Below are 21,702 nucleotides of genomic sequence, written 5' to 3'. Positions count from 1 at the left end.
GTTTTGGTTGCTATGACTACAATAGATACTGACTGCTCCCAACAGGGTCAAAAAAAGTCCTATAAGTTTCATGATCAATATTTTTAAATAAATTAAGGGGAAAATTTATCCAATAGTATAAGTAAATAATAATTATTATCAAATGATAAATATAATTATTTATCACTTTATTGCCATGCGATAAGATAGGAGATAACTCGTTAAAAATTATTTACTTGATGTCAAATGTTGTGTGTGATTATTTATATATTCCTGAGTCTCTTTGTAAGTTAATTTTTGAAATCTCTAAACCAACTTTATTTAAAATGCCATTCTATTGTTATGGTTTAGACTTATCAAAAACATTGCATTTACATATAGATCAGCAGCTAAAACCCCCAAAACTGATTGCTCAAGCGCACCCTAAACGCCAACATGAGTATTTATATGGAAGGATATTGGCTCAAGCTGTTTTAAGTCATCATTTTGGTTTAGATCAGCCACTAACGTCTATGCACGAACATTTGCCCGTCTGGCCAACTCATGTTTTGGGTAGTATTAGTCATTCACAAAATAAGTTAATCGTTGCGCTATCCGACAAAGCCAGTTATTTAGGAATTGATATCGAACACTGGGTAAGCTCTGAATTTGCTCAAGAGAGTGCGCATCTTATTTTAACGCCTTCTGAATTTGAACTCTGGAAAGTTAAAGTCTTTGAATGTATTGATTTTGCTCAATTTGTGAGCTTAATTTTTTCTGTTAAAGAAAGCTTATATAAAGCTGTATATCCTCTAGCTAAACAATACATCGACTTTTTAGAAGCATCGGTAGTCGATATTGATTTTGAAAACCAAAAATTACTTTTAGCTTTTGCACCAGAAATACGAAATCGCTATCAACTCTTAGAAAAATATCAAGGTGGTTGGGCCGTAGAACAAGACCATATTATGACTTGGGTTTTTCCGTAGTTCTGCTTAAAAAAAAGAAGGCAACGAATTGCCTTCTTTTAAGTTATGACTTAATTTTCTTGTAGTTTAGGATCTTGAAATCCCGTTTCACGCATATCTTGAGAATTGAATAAGAACATAAATCCTACCGCAAAACTTAATATTCCGAAGAAGAGAATGCTTCCTGATATTGGTAAAAACCGCGTTAAAAGTCCTAAAGTTGTTGTGGCAATCGAATCGCCTAACGCATCTTGCGCGAGCCAGATTGCATTAATACGGCCTAAATATTCATCAGGCGTGTGTCCTTGCACAATGCTGTATTGAAGCAAGTTGGCAATCGACATTAAATATCCGAAAACACATAAAATTGGTAAAGTCACGATTAGCCAAGGTGAAAGCCCAATCATAATCATACAGCTAAAGACACCTAGACACGTGTAGAGCATGACTAAGCCTGGTCGGAGTAATCGTGTTGTCCATCCACTGAGTAAGGCACCTAGGGTTGAACCTAAAGGTACGGCCGAATACATAAGACCGAGTTCAAACGCGCCGCCGTGAAAGATTTCATCTGCCATTTGTGGAAAAATAATGCGAATAGCACTGCTAAAGCTAAGCAATGTTCCAATTAAAATCGTGCTGCCAACCACTTTGTTTTTGAAAACGAATTTAAACCCTTGAGCTAATTGACGAAGAGGACTCTCACCATTAGTTGCATGTTGCGGTTTAAGTGCAGGTAGCCCCATCAATAAAAACACAGTGAGTAAAGTACCCACTGTTGAGACCCAATACACGGTTGCTACATCACTAGCCGCAATTAAAATACCGCCGATTGCTGGTGAAATAACGGTAGCAAGTCGTACGGATACCATACTGATGGCACGGGCTTGTACGATATTTTCACGTCCTACAATCACAGGCATAATCGCCATCATTGCGGTTACACCTAAAGCACCAAAAAAGCCATCCCATGCTGAGAGAAAATAAATGGCATAGAGCGAAGGATGCTCAAACATGGCATTAATCGCAAGCCCTGCAAAACCCAAACCACAAACACTGCGCGCCAATAAAATCAGCCATTTTCGATCTTTTCTATCTGACAGCAAACCACCGAGTAACAACCCAATAAACATCGCAACGCCTTCAAAGGCCATTGCAACAGCAACATTTAACGAACTACCAGTTAAGTCATAGACTTGTTTGGGAATAGCAACCACAAGCATGCCAATCGTCAGCAGGGACAACGTGCGCGCAATAAATACATGTCGAAAATGAGCATTACGTTTTAAAAGACTAAAATCGGTCAATATTGATTTAAAACTCATGGCATTTGCTCCTCTAAATCGCGTGCCTGACAAATCATGCGATTTAAAATTGGGCCAAGGGTTTCAAGCTGCTGCGGAGATAATAAATCGGTATGGTCTGCATCACTTAGGCGAACAATATTGAGCTTTTTAACTAAAGGCGACCATTGTTGTTCTGGTTGGATATATGGAAGTAAATCTTTTTCAGCAACAATTAAATGTAGTTCATCTTCAAAGTGCGGCATTTTATAAGGTTTTAATAAACGGACTGCATCACGATAGTTTGCAAAAATATCCTCTTGTAAACGGCGAGTTTCTTCGTTTAGCGCCGTATCTGCATCGACCAGAATATCATTGAAGAATTGAAGCTGTTCCTGTTCGGCTTCAGCATTCATTTCTTCTACAGATAAATCTAACCACTGATGAATTTCGGCAGGGTAAGTGTCTAACAAGCCGAGAAAATCAACTTTTTCACCTTGTTCAGTTAACTTTGCTGCAACCGCATAAGCGACTGTGCCGCCAAGTGAATAACCTAATAGGGTATAAGGTCCTGTCGGTTGTTGCTTACGAATAATCTCAAGTTGTTTTTCAACCAACTCATCCATATCAACGCTATTTGCCAATAGGCCATCTGGGCGAGGTGACTGCAACCCGATAATTGGTAAGTCTGAATGCAAATAACGATTAAGCACAGTGTATTGCCATGCCGAACCAGAACCTGGGAAGAAACAGAATAATGGATGCCCAGAGCCAGAACGGATTGGTAAAACAGGTTGCATACCAGTTTGTTCAACTTCTTCCAAACGTTCTTGTGTAAGAAGCAAAGCCGCTAAACGCTGAATAGTCACATGACTCATCAACTGACCAATTGGAATGGTCCGCTTAAATACTTTTCGGATTTCAATTGCAAGCTTCATGACCAAAATGGAATGTCCACCAATGGCAAAGAAATCTTCGTTCACACCAATCGCTTGATCTGTATTTAAAACTTGCTGGAAAATACTTGTCAGTTCATGTTCAAAAGCAGTTGTGGCGTACTGTTTTTCTGTATTTGAAGTATCAAGTTGTGGTCGCGGTAGTGCTTTACGATCTAGTTTACCATTATGACTTAATGGGAATTGCTCAACTAACATATAGTGTGTTGGCAACATATAAGCAGGAAGCTGTTTCGCAATACGTTTCTTCAACTGATCAATGTCAACAGATGTCGCTGTTTGCAAATAAGCAACTAGTTGAACGTCTACTTTATTTTGCTCAGAAACAATAGGGTGGACAATCACATCATCTAACCCACTGGCTAAACGTAGCTGTTGCTCAATTTCACCCAGTTCAATCCGTTGCCCTCGTATTTTTAGCTGATCATCTGCACGGCCCATATATTGAATACTGCCATCTGCATGCCAACGGGCAATATCTCCGGTGCGATACATTCTTTGACCTGCGACAAACGGGTTTGCCACAAAGCGTGTTGCTGTTAGGTCTGCTCGATGTAAATAACCCATGGCGAGTTGGTTACCTGCTAAATAAAGCTCACCGTCCACTCCAACAGGAACAGGGCGTAAATATTGATCTAAAATATAAAGCTGCGTATTCCAGACCGGATAACCAATTGCAACGCTACTTTCTTCAGGATGTAATCCCAACGTTGCATCCATATAACTCACATCTACCGCAGCTTCGGTTGGGCCATATAAGTTATGTAGCTCACAGCTAAAGTGCTCAGTAAATGATTTTGCTAAAGCCGTTGGTAATGCCTCACCACTACAGAACACTCGGCGGATTGGTAAACTTTGACGCTGAGTAAGAGATAAAATTTCGGTAGCAGCATTTTCAAAGACAGCCAGCATTGATGGTACAAAATGTAATGTCGTTACCTGATATTTTTGAATGAGATTTAATAATGCCAATGGGTCACGGTGTGCATCCACAGGTGCCATAGCTAATCGAGCGCCCACCAAATATGACCAGAAAAATTCCCATACAGAAACATCAAAAGTACATGGCGTTTTCTGCAGAATCGTATCGGCTGCTGAGAGTGGATACTCTGATTGCATCCACAAAATACGGTTCACAATGGCTTGGTGAGAAACCATGACACCTTTCGGCTGACCTGTTGTACCTGAGGTATAGATTAAATATGCCGGATGCTGTGGGGTAATGACTGTCGTTTTATAGCTGCTTAAATCAACTTTTGTTTCATCAAACAATTGATCGAAAGCAAAGGTGGCTATTGATGGTTGAGAAATAGCTGTTAGATCTTTTTGTTCACCAATCAAAAGTTTAGATTTAGCATCTTGCAACATAAATTTGATACGTTCAGTCGGATGTTGTAAATCGAGTGGCAAATAAGCTGCACCTGCTTCAATCACCGCTAAAATAGCAATACTCAGTTTGACCGACCTTGGTAGGGCAACGGCAACAATATCTCCAGCCTGTACACCTGCAAGTTGTAGTTGCTGTGCTAAAGCACAAACTTGTAATCGGACTTCACTAAAACTGAGCTGATGAGCTTCATCACATAACGCCGTTTGTTCAGGAGTAATTCGAGCTTGCTCTCTGAGTAATTGCTGTAATGTTGTTGGGCGAACATAATACTGAGTTTGATTCGTTTTCTGGATTAATTCACGCTCTTCAGCCAATTGTAAGCGATAGTGGCCTAAAGCCGTTTCTGGTTCATTTAATGCAATTTCAATAAATTGAACCATTCGCTGTAGGAAATGTTCTGGCTGATCGATTACACCACGTTGCTCGAGTAGTAATTCAATTTGATGATCAGGGATGACTAACAACGCAAGCGGATAATGGCTATAACCGCGATTTGTGAGCTTAGAAATAGCCGCATCGCCAAGTTTTTGCTGTAAATATTGGTTATCTGGGTAATTTTCTACGACTAACAAACTATCGAAAAGATTACCTTGCTCCATTAATTGTTGAATTGCACCCAGTCCTAAACCGTCGTGTTCTAAATGTTCAACATGCAATTGCTGTAACTGAGCTAATTGTTCCCAAAGTGTTTGCTGCATGTTCAACTGTACACGTACCGGAATAGTATTTAAAAACAATCCGATTTGTTGCTCTAAACCATTGATAGGTGCTGAACGCCCAGAAACAGGAGTTCCAAATACAATGTCTTCACGATGAACATAAATATTTAAAGTCATTGCCCAGATCATTTGCATGAAGACATTGAGTGTGATGCCTTGTTGGCGTAATTTATGTTGAAGTTTCGCACCCAACTCAGCACTTAAACGATATGAAGTTTCCTGTACAGCTTGCTGTGGTTGATTAAATAAAATAAGTGGCTGCAAATCAGCTAAATCACGTTGCCATATTACTTTTGACGTTTCATGATCACGTCCAGATAAGGCTTTAATCACCGTTTCATAGCTATGTTTAAGCACTGGCAATTGTTGGTTAGTTTGCTGATAGGCCTTAATAAAGTCTTGTAAAAACAGTGGAGTTGACCAGCCATCGGTTAGCAGATGATGCACCATAATCAAGAGTTCTGATTGTTCAGGAGCATGTTGAATTAAAGTTGCCCGAATCAGACCATAGGGTTGGTCGAGGTGAATCGGTTGTTGTAATACCTCTTGAATGGTTTGCTCAAGCAAATCGGGAGTGACCGAACAAAATTGAACTGGCCAAGCTTGAGTAGGGTGCAATGAATAGATAAAAACAGGTTCTTCAGCTAATTCGCTATCAAAATGTCCACCTAATTGAGGGTGACGTTTTAGTACGGCAATCAGCGCTTGCTGCAAACGTACCGGATCAATGTCTCCATTTAAGCTAAGACGGGTAAAGGCATTATAATTCGATTTATTTTCTATTTGAGATAAGAACAGCATGCCTTTTTGCAAAGGAAGTAAAGGTAGAATCGTGCTATTTTTGCCATATTTTTCTCGAACCTTTTGTTCTAGGTCTGCTGAAAATAAAGGTTTTGAAATGGCTGTTTGTTGCTCATCTAAACGTGTCAGATGAGGTACCAGAGCAGCAACTGTTTTGAATTGGAATACATCACTTGGTCTTAAGCTGTAACCATGCTGCCGTAGTTGAGTACACACCATAATGGCAGAAATGCTATCGCCACCTGTCATAAAGAAGTCGTCATCAATCCCAATAGAATCTAGTTTCAGCACAGATGCGACAATCTGACATAAAAGCTTCTGTTCAGGTGTTTCTGCCATACGACTATGACTGCGAACCTTCGGACGCGGTAGGGCTTTTTTATCAACCTTACCACTTACATTTCGGGGAAATTCAGCCATGACTGTGAGGGCTGAAGGCACCATATATTCAGGTAAATTTTGACGTAACTGACTTAAATACTGCTGACTTAATTGCTCACTTATTTTTTCATCAAGTTCAACGTCTTTGACCACACAATAACCGAGCAAACGATGGCTGTTATTAATTGGCTCTGCAATGACGACAACACTTTCAATATTTGGTAAAACGGAAAGCGCATTTTCAACTTCACCAATTTCAACCCGATAACCGCGAATTTTAATTTGGTCATCGCAGCGTCCCATAAACTCAAGCTTGCCAGCCGTATTCCAACGCACCAAATCACCCGTACGGTACATGCGTTGCCCATATTCAAATGGATTGGCAACAAAACGAGCAGCACTCAAGTCAGCACGACCTAAATAACCATTAGCAATACCAAAGCCAGAAATATAAAGCTCACCAATCACGCCAGTGGCACATCGCTGTAAATGTCGATCAAGTACATATGCTTGAGTATTACCAATTGGGTTACCAATGACTGGACGTGATGTGTGCTTTAATTCTGCACGGAAAGTATCAACCGTATACTCTGTTGGGCCATATAAGTTATGTGCAAAAAGCTCTGGCTGAGCATTAAGCTGTTGCCATAAAGCTAAAGGCGCAGCTTCACCACCAATTAAAATCAGGCTTGGGTGATGCTTACCATCTGCAAATAAGCCATTGGTAATCATTTGGGCGCAAAAAGACGGCGGTAAATCGAGTGTATCGATTTGTCGTTGCTGAATTTCCTGAACTAAGCCAAATGCATCACGGCGCATGTTTTCATCAAAAATATGTAGCTCTTGTCCCCATAACATCCAGAAAACTTGCAACCAAGAAGAGTCAAATGAGAAAGAGTGTGTATGTGCTGCGCGTAATGGACGATCAGGAAAACGCTGCTCTACAGCATTAAGTACAGGCCAATAAATTGTAGGTTTATGCGATAAAATCAGGTTGAGTAGCGAACCATGTGTGTTCATAACACCTTTTGGACGCCCGGTACTGCCTGATGTAAAAATCACATAAGCCACATCCTGAAAATCGAAATTACGACTCTGGGTAGGAATATCACTTGTTTCTTGTTGTTGAATCTGCTTTTGAACATCAATATGGTCAAGATGTACTTGCTGAATATTTTGAGGTAATTGGGTTGACAGCGCCTGTGTTGTAAGCACAAACAATGGATTGGCATCTTCACACATCATTTGCATACGATCGATTGGGTAATCTAAATCGAGTGGTAAGAAGCTTGCACCCGAATTTAATACCGATAGCATCACAACAACTGAATCGATAGAACGTGGAATAGCACCCGCAATAACCGTATGTTTTTTTGCGCCATTTTCCTGTAAAAAACGGGTAAGTTGGTTCACCCGAATTGCAAGTTCAGAAAAACTAAGTTGTTGTAGATTCGGACGTTCACCACTAATAATTGCAATACGTTCCGGATACTTTTGAACTTGTTCATAGAAGAGATCTAGAACATTATTATATTGTTCAGGATGGTTAACGCGAGGGCCTATACCGCTTTTTGTGAGCGCACTAAGTTCTTGTGGCGTCGTAATATTAAAATTGCTACATGGATGCTCTGGTTGTAATAAAGTCTGCTCTAATAGCAGCGTTATACGCTGACCATGCATGAGTAACTCATCTTGAGTATAACGCTGCGCATCCGCACGTAATTCGATAATGAGTTCATGATCTTGAACGATAAAAGAAAACTCAAAATCATCAATGGGTCCTGTTGAGATATGATGGGTTTTGACCTTTTCACCATCTAACACCAAGTCTTGATCAAAAGCTTTATAATTTAAAATAGGACCATACATTCGTTCATGGATATTGATACTATTTAAATCTCTTAAAATTTGTTCAGCATCATATTTCTGATGCGGACGAATTTGTCGTAATTGTTTTTGAACATGTTGAGCCAAGCTCACCCAACTGTCTTTTTCAGCCACATTAAACTTCACAGGCAATACATTTACGGTCGGTAATGTTGAGCGAATTGCTTTTGAGCCTAAACGGCGCATAAATGGAATACCGTTAACCAACTCGGCTTTATCTGTCATTTTGTAAATATAATGTAATGACAATGACATCATCATGTCATTCAAAGCTAATTTTAATTGTGCTGCTAAAGCCTGAATTTGCTCTAAAATTCCTGTAGAAAAACGCAGCTGGTGCTTAACAAATTGGGCTGTTGTTTTCGAGGCTAAGTGGTGTGTACTTAAACTAATAGGACTAGGCAAGTCTTCACAGTAAGCCTTCCAAAAAGCTTGGTCTATTTTAAATTGATGGCTATTTTCATAAGCCTGACGCTCTAAGATGACATCATTAATATCAATAAAAGGTGAAGAACTAAGGTCTTTTCCAGCTTGTAATTGTTGATATAACTCAACAATTCGTTTTGTGAGGTTAATCATGCTAAAACCATCAAGCATGATGTGATGATAACGTTGATACCAATACACTTTGTCGTGTGTAGTAAATAACACCTGACGGAACAGTTGAGATTCACCAGCTTTAAGTGATTTAGCGCATTGGCGGTCAGATGGCATCCAATCCCATAACCGTTGCTGAGCTTTTTGAGGGGTTAAATGGCAAAAATCAAATTCTTCGATTCGAATCTGCATTTGCTTATTAAGTTCAATAAAGGGCTGTGCCGGATCCGATGAATATGAAGCAATCACAGTGTCAGCTTCATTTAAACCCATTTGAATTGCTTGCTTAAACACTGAAATATCAATAGATTTTGGTAATTCTAAGCAGTGTGCAATCGTATATAAGTCTTCAATAAAACTTAAATGATCGGCAAGAAAAATACCGAGTTGAGTAGATGCCAATTCAAAACGAGCTGGTTGTGAAATATCGGAAGTAAATTCATTATTTAATGCCTGATTCATGACAATACTCCTTTACGCTTGCTGAAAGGGGTTAATCGCAACCCAATGCTTTTCTACATACGCAATACACGAAGCCCGTGTATCTGGACCATGTTGAACGTCCCAACCTGATGGCACCTGATGTTGGGCTGGCCATAAACTGAATTCACCTTGCTGATTTTTTAAAACCTGAAAAGACAAACTTTCATTATCGAAAGGATTAATATAGTTTTCCTGTAAGTTGCTCATGATATTGTTATCCTTGATGAAACAAATGGTTATAGTGAAAGAATTTTTTGCAATGCCTTAAGCAAGTCTGCACGCCAGTTCACCGCATCGTGGCCGCCTGAAAAAGTTTGAAAACTCACTTGATTGAATGATTGCAATTGTTGATAAAGCTGGTGGGCATCGTCCCGCATATCGGTTTCATACGTGCCTGCACTGATATAAATTTGAGTTGTTTTTGGTAATGGATGAGATAAATTGAGTAGTTCTAAAAGGTTACCTGCATGGTTTCGTCCCAAAGCGCTGTTAGAAAAATCTGACCACCAATAAGAGCCAGACTGCAAAACTAGCGATGTAAAAACTTTTGGGAAAAGTAATGCACTATGCAAAGCACATAAACCACCTAAACTTTGACCGCATAAAGTGATGTTTATTGTTGAAATAAATGAATATTGTTCTAAAAGAATTTCTAATAATTCATTTACAAGCGCCAGACTAAATCCATCATGGCAACCATAATCTTTTATACGTTGTTGGCTGTTTAAACTATCGATAAATACGTATGCAGCTGGACGGAGTTTTTTTAAATTGGTTAAATCTCGAATTTCGGAAAGAATTGAAAGCTCTCGACTCCAGACTTGCCCATCAAGAAAAATAACGAGTGGTAATGGCTTTGGAACTACCTGACCGCTAATAAAAATATCAACTAAATAGTCTTGTTCACATAACACACTTGACCACTGAAAAGTCTTTGTAATAGAGCAAGGAGTGGCGAGTAATTGTTTTGTCTTTTCGAGTTGAACTTGATTAATGTAACGAGCCAAGTGTCCGCTATAAAACTGCTGATGACTTAATGAGTCAATCTGAGCATTTTGTTTAAGCTGGGTTTGCCACCATGATCGTCGCGTTGCCGCACAATTTGTTTGTGGTGCTTCCTCACTAGCTGTAACTACAACATAACTACCGTTCCACGCCACAGGGAGCTCTATTTCAAAAAAGTACACATCTGTCCCAGCTATATGGCTAAAACGATTCCACTTTTGATAGATAGATGGGCTTTGTGAATAGACATCGATATAAACGAAGCAACACTCTTCGTGCTGGGGTTTGCGCCAAACAAAAGTGCAAGAAGTTTTATTTTTTGTTTGCACACTAACAAGGGGATTACCTAATTTTTTAACGGTATTCCACCAAGTTTCACATCCAACATTTGATTGTTGAAACAAGGGGTGTAAGGGCATAGAAAATGGCTTCATGATTGAATCCATATCGACAAGAAAGCGCGGTCAAATTATCAGAATGATTCTCATTAGTAAATGAAAACAATTATCATTATAATCAATAAAAAAAGATGATTTTTATTAATATTAATTAAAAACAATAGCTTACTTTGAAATTATGGTTAATAAATAACTTAATTTAGATTGTAATCTGATGTTTGATATTTATCGCCCTTGATAATAATGATAATTATTTGCAATTATATTGTGCAATTTAGTGAACAAATCAGACGGGAGTTAAACATGAGCTCTACCATCGTAGTCACAGGCGCTGCAAGAGGTATCGGAGCTGCTATTGCAAAGCAATTATTGCAACAAGGGTATCAAGTGATCGGTATTGACCGGCAGGAAAACCCAGAACAATGGGAAATCAGCAAAAATCTGACATCAGATGAATGTTTACGTTGGCAAGGCATTTCACAGGACATTACACAGCAACAAGCTACTCAAAAGCTTATTGCCGATCTTTTAGAAAAGCACAACATTACAGGTTTAGTGAACGCAGCAGGTGTCTTGATTATACGTTCTATGCTTGAAGCAAAAACAGAAGATTGGGAAACACTTTTTGCGGTAAATGTCATGGCACCTATTGCGATTAGTCAGCAACTTGCCAAACATTTTTGTGAAAAAAAACAGGGAAGTATTGTCACGATTAGTTCAAATAGTTCACGTATGCCACGGATACAACTGGGCATGTACGCTACAAGTAAAGCCGCGCTGAGCCATTACTGCCGTAATCTTGCACTTGAAATCGCACCTCATCAGGTACGACTCAACATTGTTTCACCGGGCTCAACTTTAACCCAAATGCAACAGCAGTTGTGGACGGACAATACACCGCCACCAGCGGTAATTGATGGCGATTTAAGCCAATACCGCACAGGCATTCCTTTAAGAAAATTAGCCCAGCCTGAAGACATTGCAAATACAGTCAGCTTTTTACTTTCCGATCAGGCAGCACAAATTACCATGCAAGAAATTGTGGTTGATGGGGGAGCCACTTTAGGCGTTTAAACACTCATTCATTACAACAAAATAACGGTATAAGGAGTCACGAGATGTCGGCACAACATCCGTATTTTATCCAACGAGAAAATTTTACTGAAAGCCACGTTGCACTTGCTCAAGAGGTTCTAAAGTGCGGACATGATGCGGGTTTTATTTTTACTACACCAGAATACACAATCAATAGTCATCAGAAATTACAAGATATTCAGGTCGCTAAAAATAGCCTTTTAAAAGACTGGCTACAAGAAGCGCGAATTCAATTACAGCAAGCAATTAACGACGGTTATAAAGACGTCAAAATTATGGGCGGACTGCCGTTTTGCTCGGCAGCAGATGTCAATTTAATGCTCATGCAAAATGCAAAAATATGTCAGAAGGTCCTCTATGCACAATCTGATATAGATCTTAGTTCTTTAAGATTAAACAAGGTTGATTATTTCCCGTTAGGTGAACATTATCAGCAGCAAGTTGAATATCTGGTTCAGCAAATGCAGGCAAAGAAACTGGATAAAGCTGTTCTAGCGCGCATTTTACAACTTGAATATGAACAAAATATTCCAGTCTCAGACTTATTTTTCAATTTAGCCAAACATAATCCTGAAGGTTATAACTACGCTGTTGCGAGACATCCTCAAAGTGAAGGTTGGTTTGTCGGTGCAAGCCCAGAACTTTTAATTGCAAAGCAAAATACAAAAATCTGGAGTAAACCGGTTGCTGGCACATTGGCTCGTGATGACGATCCAACCCTAGACCAAAATAACGCCAGAGCATTACTCGCTTCACAAAAAGATCAACGTGAACATGCACTTGTGATCGAAATGATTGCAGATGAGCTCACACCTTTTTGCAAACAATTACATGTTCCTAAGCAACCATCCCTCATTCGTACCAAACGTCTTTGGCACTTGGCTTCACATATTACTGGTGAGTTAAAACAAGCCGACACCCATGTATTTGATCTCATTGAACGCTTACATCCAACGCCTGCAATTTGTGGCGAACCGAGCCCAGTAGCCAAAGATTTAATTCAGCAACTTGAACCATTTAATCGTGAACTCTTTGCAGGAACCATGGGCTGGGCAGATGAACAAGGTAATGGTGAATGGTCGGTAACCGTTCGGTGTGCACGAATTTATCAAAATATTGCGCGTTTATTTGCTGGTGCAGGCATTGTGGAAGCTTCTCGTCCGCAAGCTGAACATGCTGAAACTGCCGCAAAATTCCGTACTGTGCTGGACGGATTCCACATTTCACCCAATCAATTGCCAATCCAAGGATCAAACACATGACAACACAAGTTTATTTGGATGGTGCTGTGCCATATCCAGCAGAGTTCGCTGAGATTTACCGTAAAAAAGGTTATTGGATTGGGCAAAACTTGAGTGACTTCTTGCGAGAAAGTGCTCAAAAGTACCCGAAAAATATTGCAATCTATGATGGTGAAAAAGCCGTTACTTACTCTGAGTTTGATTATTTAGTCGATTGCTGTACAAGCCATTTATATCAACACGGCTTACATGCGGGTGACAAAGCAGTTGTACAAATGCCGAACCACTATCAGTTTTATGTTTTATTTTTTGCACTTATTCGGCTTGGTGCACTACCAGTAATGTCTTTACCTGCACATCGCTATGCAGAACTCAGTAGTTTTTTCAAACAGACTCAAGCAAAAGCTTATTTCTGTGCTGATTTTGGTGCACAAAAATTTGACTACAGAGAACTTGCCGAAAAGCTTCAGCAAACAGCTTCTTGCTTACAACATGTATTTGTACTTGGAAATGCTGGTAACTTTGCTGCCATTCAAGACCTATTAAAAGAAACAAAAATTTTGGATGAGGCGATCTCGCCGACTACGGCAGATCAAGTTGCTTTTTTACAGCTTTCTGGTGGAAGTACTGGGGTTCCTAAGCTTATTCCACGTACCCATGACGACTACCTCTACAGTGTTCGTGAGAGCGCAAAAATCTGTTGTCTGGACCAGTCATCACGCTTACTCATGGTTTTACCTGCGGCGCATAACTTTTCAATGAGCTCAGCTGGTTCTTTAGGTATTTTTTATGCAGGTGGAGCGGTCGTTTTAGGAACCGATCCAAGTCCTGATACGGCATTTCCATTAATAAAAAAACATAGTGTTACCGATGCCTGCCTTGTTCCCGCATTAGTTCGACCTTGGATGGATAAAGCTGCAAAAGATCAAAACCCAATCTTATCGACATTGCGTTGCTTACAAGTGGGTGGGGCGCGATTACCTGATGCAGTTGCCTCACGCCTGATTGATGAGTTTAAGGTCAATCTGCAACAAGTTTTTGGAATGGCTGAAGGGCTGGTGAACTACACCCGTTTTGATATGACCAAAGAGCAAATTATCCATACCCAAGGTTTAAAAATTTCAGAAGATGATGAAATTTTAGTGCTAGCTGATAACGATCAACCAGTAGAAGCTGGGCAAGTGGGGCATTTGCTTACACGGGGTCCATATACCATTCGCGGTTATTACCAAGCACCAGAGCACAATGAGCGCTCTTTTACTCCCGACGGCTTTTATCGCACTGGCGATTTAGTTCGTATTCGTGAAGATGGCTGCATTGTTGTCGAAGGCCGTTCTAAAGAACAAATTAATCGTGCTGGGGAAAAGATTGCGACCGAAGAAGTTGAACAAGCTCTATTAACTCATCCACAAATTCGCCTAGCGGCACTGGTTGCTATGCCTGATGAGGTTATGGGTGAAAAAAGCTGTGCCTTTGTTGCATGGCAATCCCAAAGCGATGATCCAAGCCCAATTCGTCTTGCGATGTCAGTACGCCAACACCTTAAAGACTATGGACTTGCGACCTACAAAATTCCAGATCGCGTGGAATTTATCGAGCAATTCCCATACACAGCCTTTGGAAAAATCGACAAAAAAAGATTGCGTCAACAACTTGAAACTAAAACCAATGTTCTTGCTTAAAGGTAAAAAAGGAAAAATTTGATGAGTATTCCAAAAATTGCTAGTTACAGCATGCCCCAAGCGCATGAATTTACGGCGAATAAAACACATTGGCAGTTGCATACCAACCGCGCTGTTTTATTGGTTCATGATATGCAGCAATATTTTTTAGATTTTTATGATCAGACTCAAGCGCCTATTCCAGAGCTCATTAAAAATACCAAAGAACTGATTGAAACTGCACGCAAGTTTAATATCCCTGTGGTCTATACCGCCCAGCCTGGTAACCAGACGCCAGAACATCGCCAGTTATTAACTGATTTCTGGGGAAGTGGTCTAAAAGATGATCCAAATATCACCCAAATTTTGCCGGAAATTACGCCTCAGAAAAATGATACTGTTTTAACAAAATGGCGTTATAGCGCATTTAAGTTTTCTCCACTTGAACAGCTCATGCGTGAGTCAAATCGTGATCAGCTCATTATTTGTGGTGTTTATGCTCATATTGGCTGCCTCATGAGCGCAGCAGAAGCCTTTATGCTAAACATTCAACCGTTTTTATGTGGAGATGCACTTGCTGACTTTAGTCGTGAAGAGCACGATATGGCTTTGAAATATGCTAGTACACGATGCGCACAAGTCATGACGACCCAACAAGTCACACGAGCTTGGGAACTTGAACAAGCTGCATCGCCGTTAACCCAAGAAGGTATTGTCTTGGCAGTGAGTGAACAGCTACAGATTCCTGCATCAGACATTCAGTTAAATGATGACTTACTCATGCTTGGGCTTGATTCGGTACGCCTCATGACACTGGTAGGTAAATGGCAAGCTTACGGTGCACAGGTGAGCTTTGAAGATTTAGCCGAACAACCAACACTAGAAGTTTGGATTGATAAGCTAGTCGCTTAAATTGAAAGAATAAAAAATGGCAGATTTAATATCTGCCATTTTTTTATTTTAATAATTAGAAAGAGGTATTATCTTTTTTAATACGGCGGTTAAATTTCAAAGTTCGAGTAAACCTGAGTTTGCTGATTGACCACTGAAAACTTGGCACACTATGAATAATAACAAAGAAAAACACTGTAAATAGCGGTACAAGTAAGGTGCCAAACACAACACTTCCAAATACACTCATCCCAATTTCATAACGACTAGCAGCGCCTGCACCTGTCGCAAAAATTAAAGGAATAACACCCGCACCAAAAGCAAGGGAAGTCATCAAAATTGGACGTAACCGCAACTTTAACGCTTCACTTGCTGCGTCGATTTTACTTTTTCCTTGTTTGAGCGCTTGGGTCGCAAACTCCACAATTAGAATTGCATTTTTACAAGACAGGCCAATACCCGTTAATAGAGCAATTTGAAAATAAACATCATTCGGTAAGTTAAAGACCTTGGCAAAAATAATAGTGCCCGTAATTCCTAAAGGTAGGCCTAATAAAATAATAAATGGGACTTTCCAACTTTCATATAAAGCTGCCAAACATAAGAAAATAAACAAAATAGAAATGACATATAAAAAGATAGCCTGCCGATTAGATTGCTGCTCTTGTAACGAGAGGCCACTCCAAGCAACGTCTACACCAGATTGTTTAGCAACCATATCCGTAAGTTCTTGCATGGCTTGTCCTGAACTAAAGCTTGGACTGATATTCGCTTCAAGTTGTATAGCAGCTAATCCCATAAAGCGAGTTAAAGCTTCCGGTCCACCAGTCCACTGACTTTGAGCAAAATGCGCGAGTGAAAGCATTCCACCTGTATTGTTTCGTACATGCCAGTAAGCTAAGTCTTCGGGTTTAGAGCGAAATTCAGAGTCACCCTGCATAATAATTCTTTTAATTCGACCTCTTTCAACAAAATCACCAACATAGTTTCCACCCCAAGCGGTAGATAAAGTTGAACGTATCGCTTGCTGATCAATTCCTAACATTTTTGCCTTATTCTGATCGAGTTGAATAAATACTTCGGCTTTATCTTCACTCACAAGGGGACTTAAATTTTCAAAGGCCGAATAGTTCCGCGCCTCTTTTTCTAGGGCTTTATATTGCTTGATTAACTCATCGCGTCCTTGACCATTTACGTCTCTAAGCCAAAGTTCCAAAGCATCAGACTGTCCTAAACCAGATACGCTTGGTGGCATTCCTACCATCACTTTGGCTGGCAAGTTTTTTTGCAAATAAGTTTGAGCGCGTTCACGAATAGCACTCGCCGTATTGGCTTCGCCTTTACGCTCATTCCAATGTTTAAGCGAAATAAACGCCATGCCTAGATTTGGCCCACTTCCTGAAAAATTTTGTCCATTCACCACAAGTACGGTATTAATATTTTTGGCTTCATGTTCAAAGAAATAATGATTGACGAGCTTTCCAACTTCTTCGGTCTGACTCATCGAAGCACTATTATGCAAACTATAGGGAACAGCAAGTAGCCCTTGGTCTTCGTTAGGAATAAAGCTTGTAGGCAAGCCGCGGTAAATCATAAATAAAATAACCGCTATGCCCACAACTAACAAACTGGAAAAAACTTTGAACTGAATTAGGCGAACGGATAAAAAACTAAAAGTTGATCTGACTTTTTGAAGAGCAAGCTCAAGCGCTTTTCCCCATTTTGGCTTTGTATTATGTTTTTTTAATAAAACTGCGCACATTGCTGGCGTAATAGTCATGGCAACAAATAGCGATAACAACATGGCTGCCGCTAAGGTAATAGAAAATTGACGGTAAATCATACCCGTCGAACCACTAAAAAAAGCCATTGGAATAAATACTGCGGTTAATACCAGTGTAATACCAACCAATGCACCGCTAATCTCTTGCATCGACATTAAACAAGCTTCACGTACACTCAGCTGTTGTTCATGCATAAGTCGTTCAACATTTTCGACCACTACAATCGTGTCATCCACCAACAGCCCAATCGCTAAAACCAGTGCAAATAGGGTAAGGGTGTTAATGCTCATTCCAAACAAATACAACACCACAAATGTCCCACTAATTACAATAGGAACCGTAATGGTTGGAATCAGTGTTGCGCGCCAATTTTGTAAAAAGAGGTACATAACGATCACGACCAATACAATCGCTTCAAGCAAAGTGATAATGACCTGCTTAATTGACTCTTCAATAAAGGGGGTATTGTCTCTTGGATAGACAATTTTATATCCGGCTGGTAAATGCTGGCTAAGCTGAGCCATTTTTTCTTTAATAAGAGCAGAAGTCTCAATTGCATTGGCATCAGGGCTTAAAGAAATACCTAGGCCTGCCGATGGATAACCATTAAGCGTATTAATACTTTCATAATTTTCTGCACCTAATTCGACTCTCGCGACATCTTTTAAATAAACAAGGCTTCCATCAATATTCGCTTTAACTACTACCGACTTAAAATCATCTATTGTTTTTAAACGTGAACCTGCTTTTACTTTTGCATAAATATTCTGGTCGGAAGCGGAAGGCATTGCACCAATCGAACCCGCAGCAATTTGAGTATTATAATCTTCGAGGGCCTGTTCAATATCACTCGGCACAAGTTGGTAATTTCTAAGCTGATTTGGATTTAACCATATTCGCATGGCATAACTTGAACCAAAAACATCAACCTCACCAATTCCTTGTAACTGACTTAAAGGTTGTTCAAAGTGATTCACCATATAATCAGACAACTCAATATTGCTGGCTTTTCCTGTTTCATCATATAGCCCAACAATAAGCAGCATATCACCCGTGGTTTTCCATATGTTTACGCCTTGCCTTTGAACTTCTTCTGGCAAACGGTTTAACGCACCATTAATTCGGTTTTGTACTTGTAACTGTGCTTTATCAATATCTGTTCCAATTTTAAAGTGAATATCAATGCTACTCGTTCCCGATGATTCACTATAGGACGTAAAGTAAAGCAAATTATCCAGACCTTTTATTTGTTGTTCTAAAATTTGGGTCACGCTTTCTTCTACAGTTTCAGCAGCAGCACCACGATAGTTGGTAACAACAGAAACACTCGGTGGTGCAAGGTTAGGATAGCGTTCGACAGGCATGGCCAAAGTCGCAAAAAAACCAAAAATAAGAATCGTGATTGCAATGACACAAACAAAGATAGGGTGATAAATAAAAAAACGAGAGAGCATTGTTATGTCTACTTTAAGCTTGTTTTAAATAGGTTTTTAGGCACACGCAAGTATAATATTAACGCTTTTTTACACCACAAACAATAATGATTATCATTATATTATTAATACTTATTTTTATCTTGAACCTTGAAAGCCATGAGGATATGATGCATCCCATCATTACAAATGATAATTATTATCATATGGTAATTATTATTTAACAGAGGGGTCGAGAAATGACATTAACCAAAAAGGCGCTGGTGGTCGCCATCTCAACACTACTTCCATTTGCGGCTCAAGCAAATTTGGACACAGAAAAATCTGATAAAAATGAACCTGTTCAAAAACTTAAAACCATTGTGGTTTCAGCAGCATTAAAAGAACAAGATGTTGATAAAGCACCTGCATCGATTAGTGTGATTACTAGTGAAGAGATTGAACGTAGTGCAGCACTCAGTCTTGCTGATGTTTTACAAAAACAAGCTGGGGTTTATAACTACAATAGTGGACAAGATAAAATTGTTATCCGAGGAATGCTCAACACATCGGGTAACTACACTTTAATTTTGCTTAATGGCAAACGCATGTCATCAAACGGAGCAATGTGGCGAGGCAATGACTTTGACTGGAGTGCAATTCCTTTAAATAGTATCGAACGTGTTGAAGTCATTCGTGGGCCAATGTCATCACTTTATGGTGCAGATGCCATGGGTGGGGTAATCAATATTATTACCAAAAAAGCCGAAGATGGGCAGCTTCATGGTTCGATCTTTGGGCAATATAACCGAGCAGACCGTGGCAATGGTAAGGATCAATTCCGTTACGGGTTTAACTTATATGGCGGTTTAACCGATAATTTAAGTTTTACTTTGGCAGGTGATGCCTATAACCGTGATGCATGGTATCGAAATGGTAAGCCAGATCCAGATGGGGCGTACTTTGTAGAAAAAGACACTAAAAATGTAAACGGTACTTTAAGCTGGAATATTAGTGATCAACAAACTTTAGATTTAGATTTGGGTTATAACAACGATAAACGACCTCTTACCCAAGATGCTGCAACTTCAATTCAAGAATCAGAAATGAAACGTACCAATGTGGGCATTGCGCACCGCGGAAAATGGGGATGGGGTAAAACAGAAGCATACATTGGTAAAGAAACAGCCAAAATTTATGACTACGACAGTGAGTATGACGCACCGCAAAGTCGTCAATATAAGCAAGAAAATTTAATTGGCCGTGCTTTCGCTAACTTTGATTGGCTGATGAATAACGCCACCGCTGGTTTTGATTATAAAGATCAGAAAATTACCGATGTTGTGAGTTATATCGGCACTGGAAAAAACCAGCAGAAGAGCTACGGTGTATTTGTTCAAAACGATACCCACATTAACGATGCGCTGACCTTAACTTTAGGTGGACGTTATGACGATTTTGATGACTTTGATGGAAAATCAACAGGTAAAGCGTATTTAACATATGAGTTAGCAGAAGGTGTCATCCTTAAAGGTGGTGTAGGACAGGCATATAAGGTTCCATCTCCAGCACAGTTAGATATCAATTATTCAATGATCTCATGTGGCGGTAGTTGTCATATTCGAGGTAACCCTAATTTAGATCCCGAAGAAAGTACGAATTATGAAGCTTCTTTAATTGTGACTCGACCAAATTGGAATGCTGGAGTTACGGTTTTCCAAAATGATGTGAAGAACCTGATTGAAGCGATTACCTTAAGTGATGGAGACCCTCGTTTAGAAGGTGATTTTAGAAAAATTTGGACCAATGTAAGCCGTGCAGAACTCAAAGGGGTTGAGCTCACTGGTGGTTATGACTTCACAGATAATTTAGGTGTGAAAGCAAATGCAACTTACTTAGATGCAAAAAACAAAACTACAGGTAAAGATTTAACTGAACGACCAGAGTGGCTCGCTAATGGTTCAATTTCTTGGGCACCCGTTGAAGATTTCCGGGTAAATGCAGGCGTAAGTTATGTGGGTAAACAAATGTACTCAGCAACTAAAGAGTTACCAGCTTATACAACTTACGACGTGACATTTACGTCACCACTTTCACCACGTTTAACATTGGACTATGGCGTAAAAAACCTGACCGATGTTGATCTAGAAGATAAAAACAAAACGTTCAACACCAAACTCTATGGACGCAATTATTTTGTAAAAGCGACTTATAGTTTCTAAGGTAAAACTAAGCTCAAAGCTTATTCATAGGGGAATAAGCTTTGTTTTTTAAACCACAAATACCCATAATTTTCAAGTAAGTATAGACAAAATAATTTTAAGAATTTCTATACTTCTAAATATTCAGGCTAATTAATCATGACGGCAACTTCAAAATCATTATTAAACGGACTACCGATAAAAAAATCGAGAATACACGTTTTTGAAATCTTAAATCAGAATCCACAAGGTTTAAGCGCAGACAATATTTATGCTCAAATTAAAAATGAATATAAAATAACCTTGGGAACGATCTATAGAATTTTATCTGAATTTGAAAATCGCAAACTCATCAAAAGAGTATTCTTAGGAAAAAGCAAAAGCATCTACAAAATTAGAAAAGATAAAATGAGCTGTAATCTGATTTGTCTTAAAACATCAGAAGCCTCTAACTTTGAGCATGAGAAAGTTAATGAATTACTTCATGAAGTCATGGAAATTATTTTTGCAAATACTGGAGCAGATATTAGTAGTATTGAGCTTAATCTCTATACAGAATAAAAAGTTTAGATAAAAAAGGACAGCCTGAACTGT

Annotated in this window: 12 protein-coding genes and 1 pseudogene; 8 read left to right on the top strand and 5 right to left on the bottom strand. The window is 39.4% G+C overall.

Going from position 1 to position 21,702, the window contains the following annotated elements:
* The first annotated feature begins 218 nt into the window (after positions 1-218).
* Positions 219-947, top strand: coding sequence for a 4'-phosphopantetheinyl transferase family protein (locus tag AC2117_RS09470; protein WP_133973635.1), 729 nt, complete (start codon positions 219-221; stop codon positions 945-947).
* Between the two features lie 50 nt (positions 948-997).
* Here the strand turns inward: AC2117_RS09470 and entS are convergent, their stop codons facing one another.
* The 4 genes from entS to fes are packed head-to-tail and all read right to left on the bottom strand — an operon-like array spanning position 998 to position 10,859.
* The gene (entS, locus tag AC2117_RS09465; RefSeq protein WP_133973633.1) at positions 998-2,248 is read right to left on the bottom strand and encodes an enterobactin transporter EntS; all 1,251 of its coding nucleotides are present in this window, start codon (positions 2,246-2,248) and stop codon (positions 998-1,000) included.
* Entirely contained in the window at positions 2,245-9,399 is a 7,155-nt protein-coding gene (locus AC2117_RS09460) for a non-ribosomal peptide synthetase (protein ID WP_133973631.1), read from the bottom strand. Before AC2117_RS09460 ends, entS begins: the two co-directional genes overlap by 4 nt.
* Before the next feature lie 12 nt (positions 9,400-9,411).
* A complete protein-coding gene (locus AC2117_RS09455) occupies positions 9,412-9,627 on the bottom strand; it encodes an MbtH family protein (protein ID WP_003651732.1) in 216 nt (71 codons plus the stop codon).
* Between the two features lie 29 nt (positions 9,628-9,656).
* The gene (gene fes, locus AC2117_RS09450) at positions 9,657-10,859 is read right to left on the bottom strand and encodes an enterochelin esterase (protein ID WP_133973629.1); all 1,203 of its coding nucleotides are present in this window, start codon (positions 10,857-10,859) and stop codon (positions 9,657-9,659) included.
* A gap of 267 nt (positions 10,860-11,126) precedes the next feature.
* Here fes and AC2117_RS09445 point away from each other — a divergent pair, with 267 nt between their 5' ends.
* From AC2117_RS09445 to AC2117_RS19035, 5 genes and pseudogenes are all read left to right on the top strand, one after another.
* Positions 11,127-11,897 (top strand): SDR family oxidoreductase, encoded by a 771-nt coding sequence (locus AC2117_RS09445; RefSeq protein WP_133973627.1) that lies wholly within the window; start codon positions 11,127-11,129, stop codon positions 11,895-11,897.
* Positions 11,898-11,941: 44 nt separating this feature from the next.
* Positions 11,942-13,180 (top strand): isochorismate synthase MenF, encoded by a 1,239-nt coding sequence (locus tag AC2117_RS09440; protein ID WP_133973625.1) that lies wholly within the window; start codon positions 11,942-11,944, stop codon positions 13,178-13,180.
* Positions 13,177-14,841: a (2,3-dihydroxybenzoyl)adenylate synthase gene (locus tag AC2117_RS09435; protein WP_133973623.1), complete on the top strand. Its 1,665-nt coding sequence runs from the start codon at positions 13,177-13,179 to the stop codon at positions 14,839-14,841. The genes AC2117_RS09440 and AC2117_RS09435 overlap by 4 nt, the downstream gene beginning before the upstream one ends.
* Before the next feature lie 21 nt (positions 14,842-14,862).
* Positions 14,863-15,513, top strand: a pseudogene (locus tag AC2117_RS09430) (isochorismatase family protein); the annotation flags it as partial.
* A 30-nt stretch (positions 15,514-15,543) separates the two neighbouring features.
* Positions 15,544-15,732, top strand: coding sequence for a phosphopantetheine-binding protein (locus AC2117_RS19035; RefSeq protein WP_235823111.1), 189 nt, complete (start codon positions 15,544-15,546; stop codon positions 15,730-15,732).
* A 55-nt stretch (positions 15,733-15,787) separates the two neighbouring features.
* Here AC2117_RS19035 and AC2117_RS09425 read toward each other — a convergent pair whose 3' ends face one another.
* Positions 15,788-18,949: a multidrug efflux RND transporter permease subunit gene (locus AC2117_RS09425; RefSeq protein ID WP_133973619.1), complete on the bottom strand. Its 3,162-nt coding sequence runs from the start codon at positions 18,947-18,949 to the stop codon at positions 15,788-15,790.
* Positions 18,950-19,167: 218 nt separating this feature from the next.
* Between AC2117_RS09425 and AC2117_RS09420 the strand changes: the two genes are divergently transcribed.
* Both AC2117_RS09420 and AC2117_RS09415 read left to right on the top strand, forming a co-directional pair.
* The gene (locus AC2117_RS09420) at positions 19,168-21,129 is read left to right on the top strand and encodes a TonB-dependent receptor plug domain-containing protein (RefSeq protein WP_133973617.1); all 1,962 of its coding nucleotides are present in this window, start codon (positions 19,168-19,170) and stop codon (positions 21,127-21,129) included.
* Positions 21,130-21,267: 138 nt separating this feature from the next.
* Positions 21,268-21,669 (top strand): transcriptional repressor, encoded by a 402-nt coding sequence (locus AC2117_RS09415; protein WP_133973615.1) that lies wholly within the window; start codon positions 21,268-21,270, stop codon positions 21,667-21,669.
* Positions 21,670-21,702: the final 33 nt, after the last annotated feature.

It is taken from the genome of Acinetobacter calcoaceticus (genome assembly GCF_900520355.1).
GTDB lineage: Bacteria > Pseudomonadota > Gammaproteobacteria > Pseudomonadales > Moraxellaceae > Acinetobacter > Acinetobacter calcoaceticus_C.
This window is presented reverse-complemented; position numbering and strand designations above follow the sequence as displayed.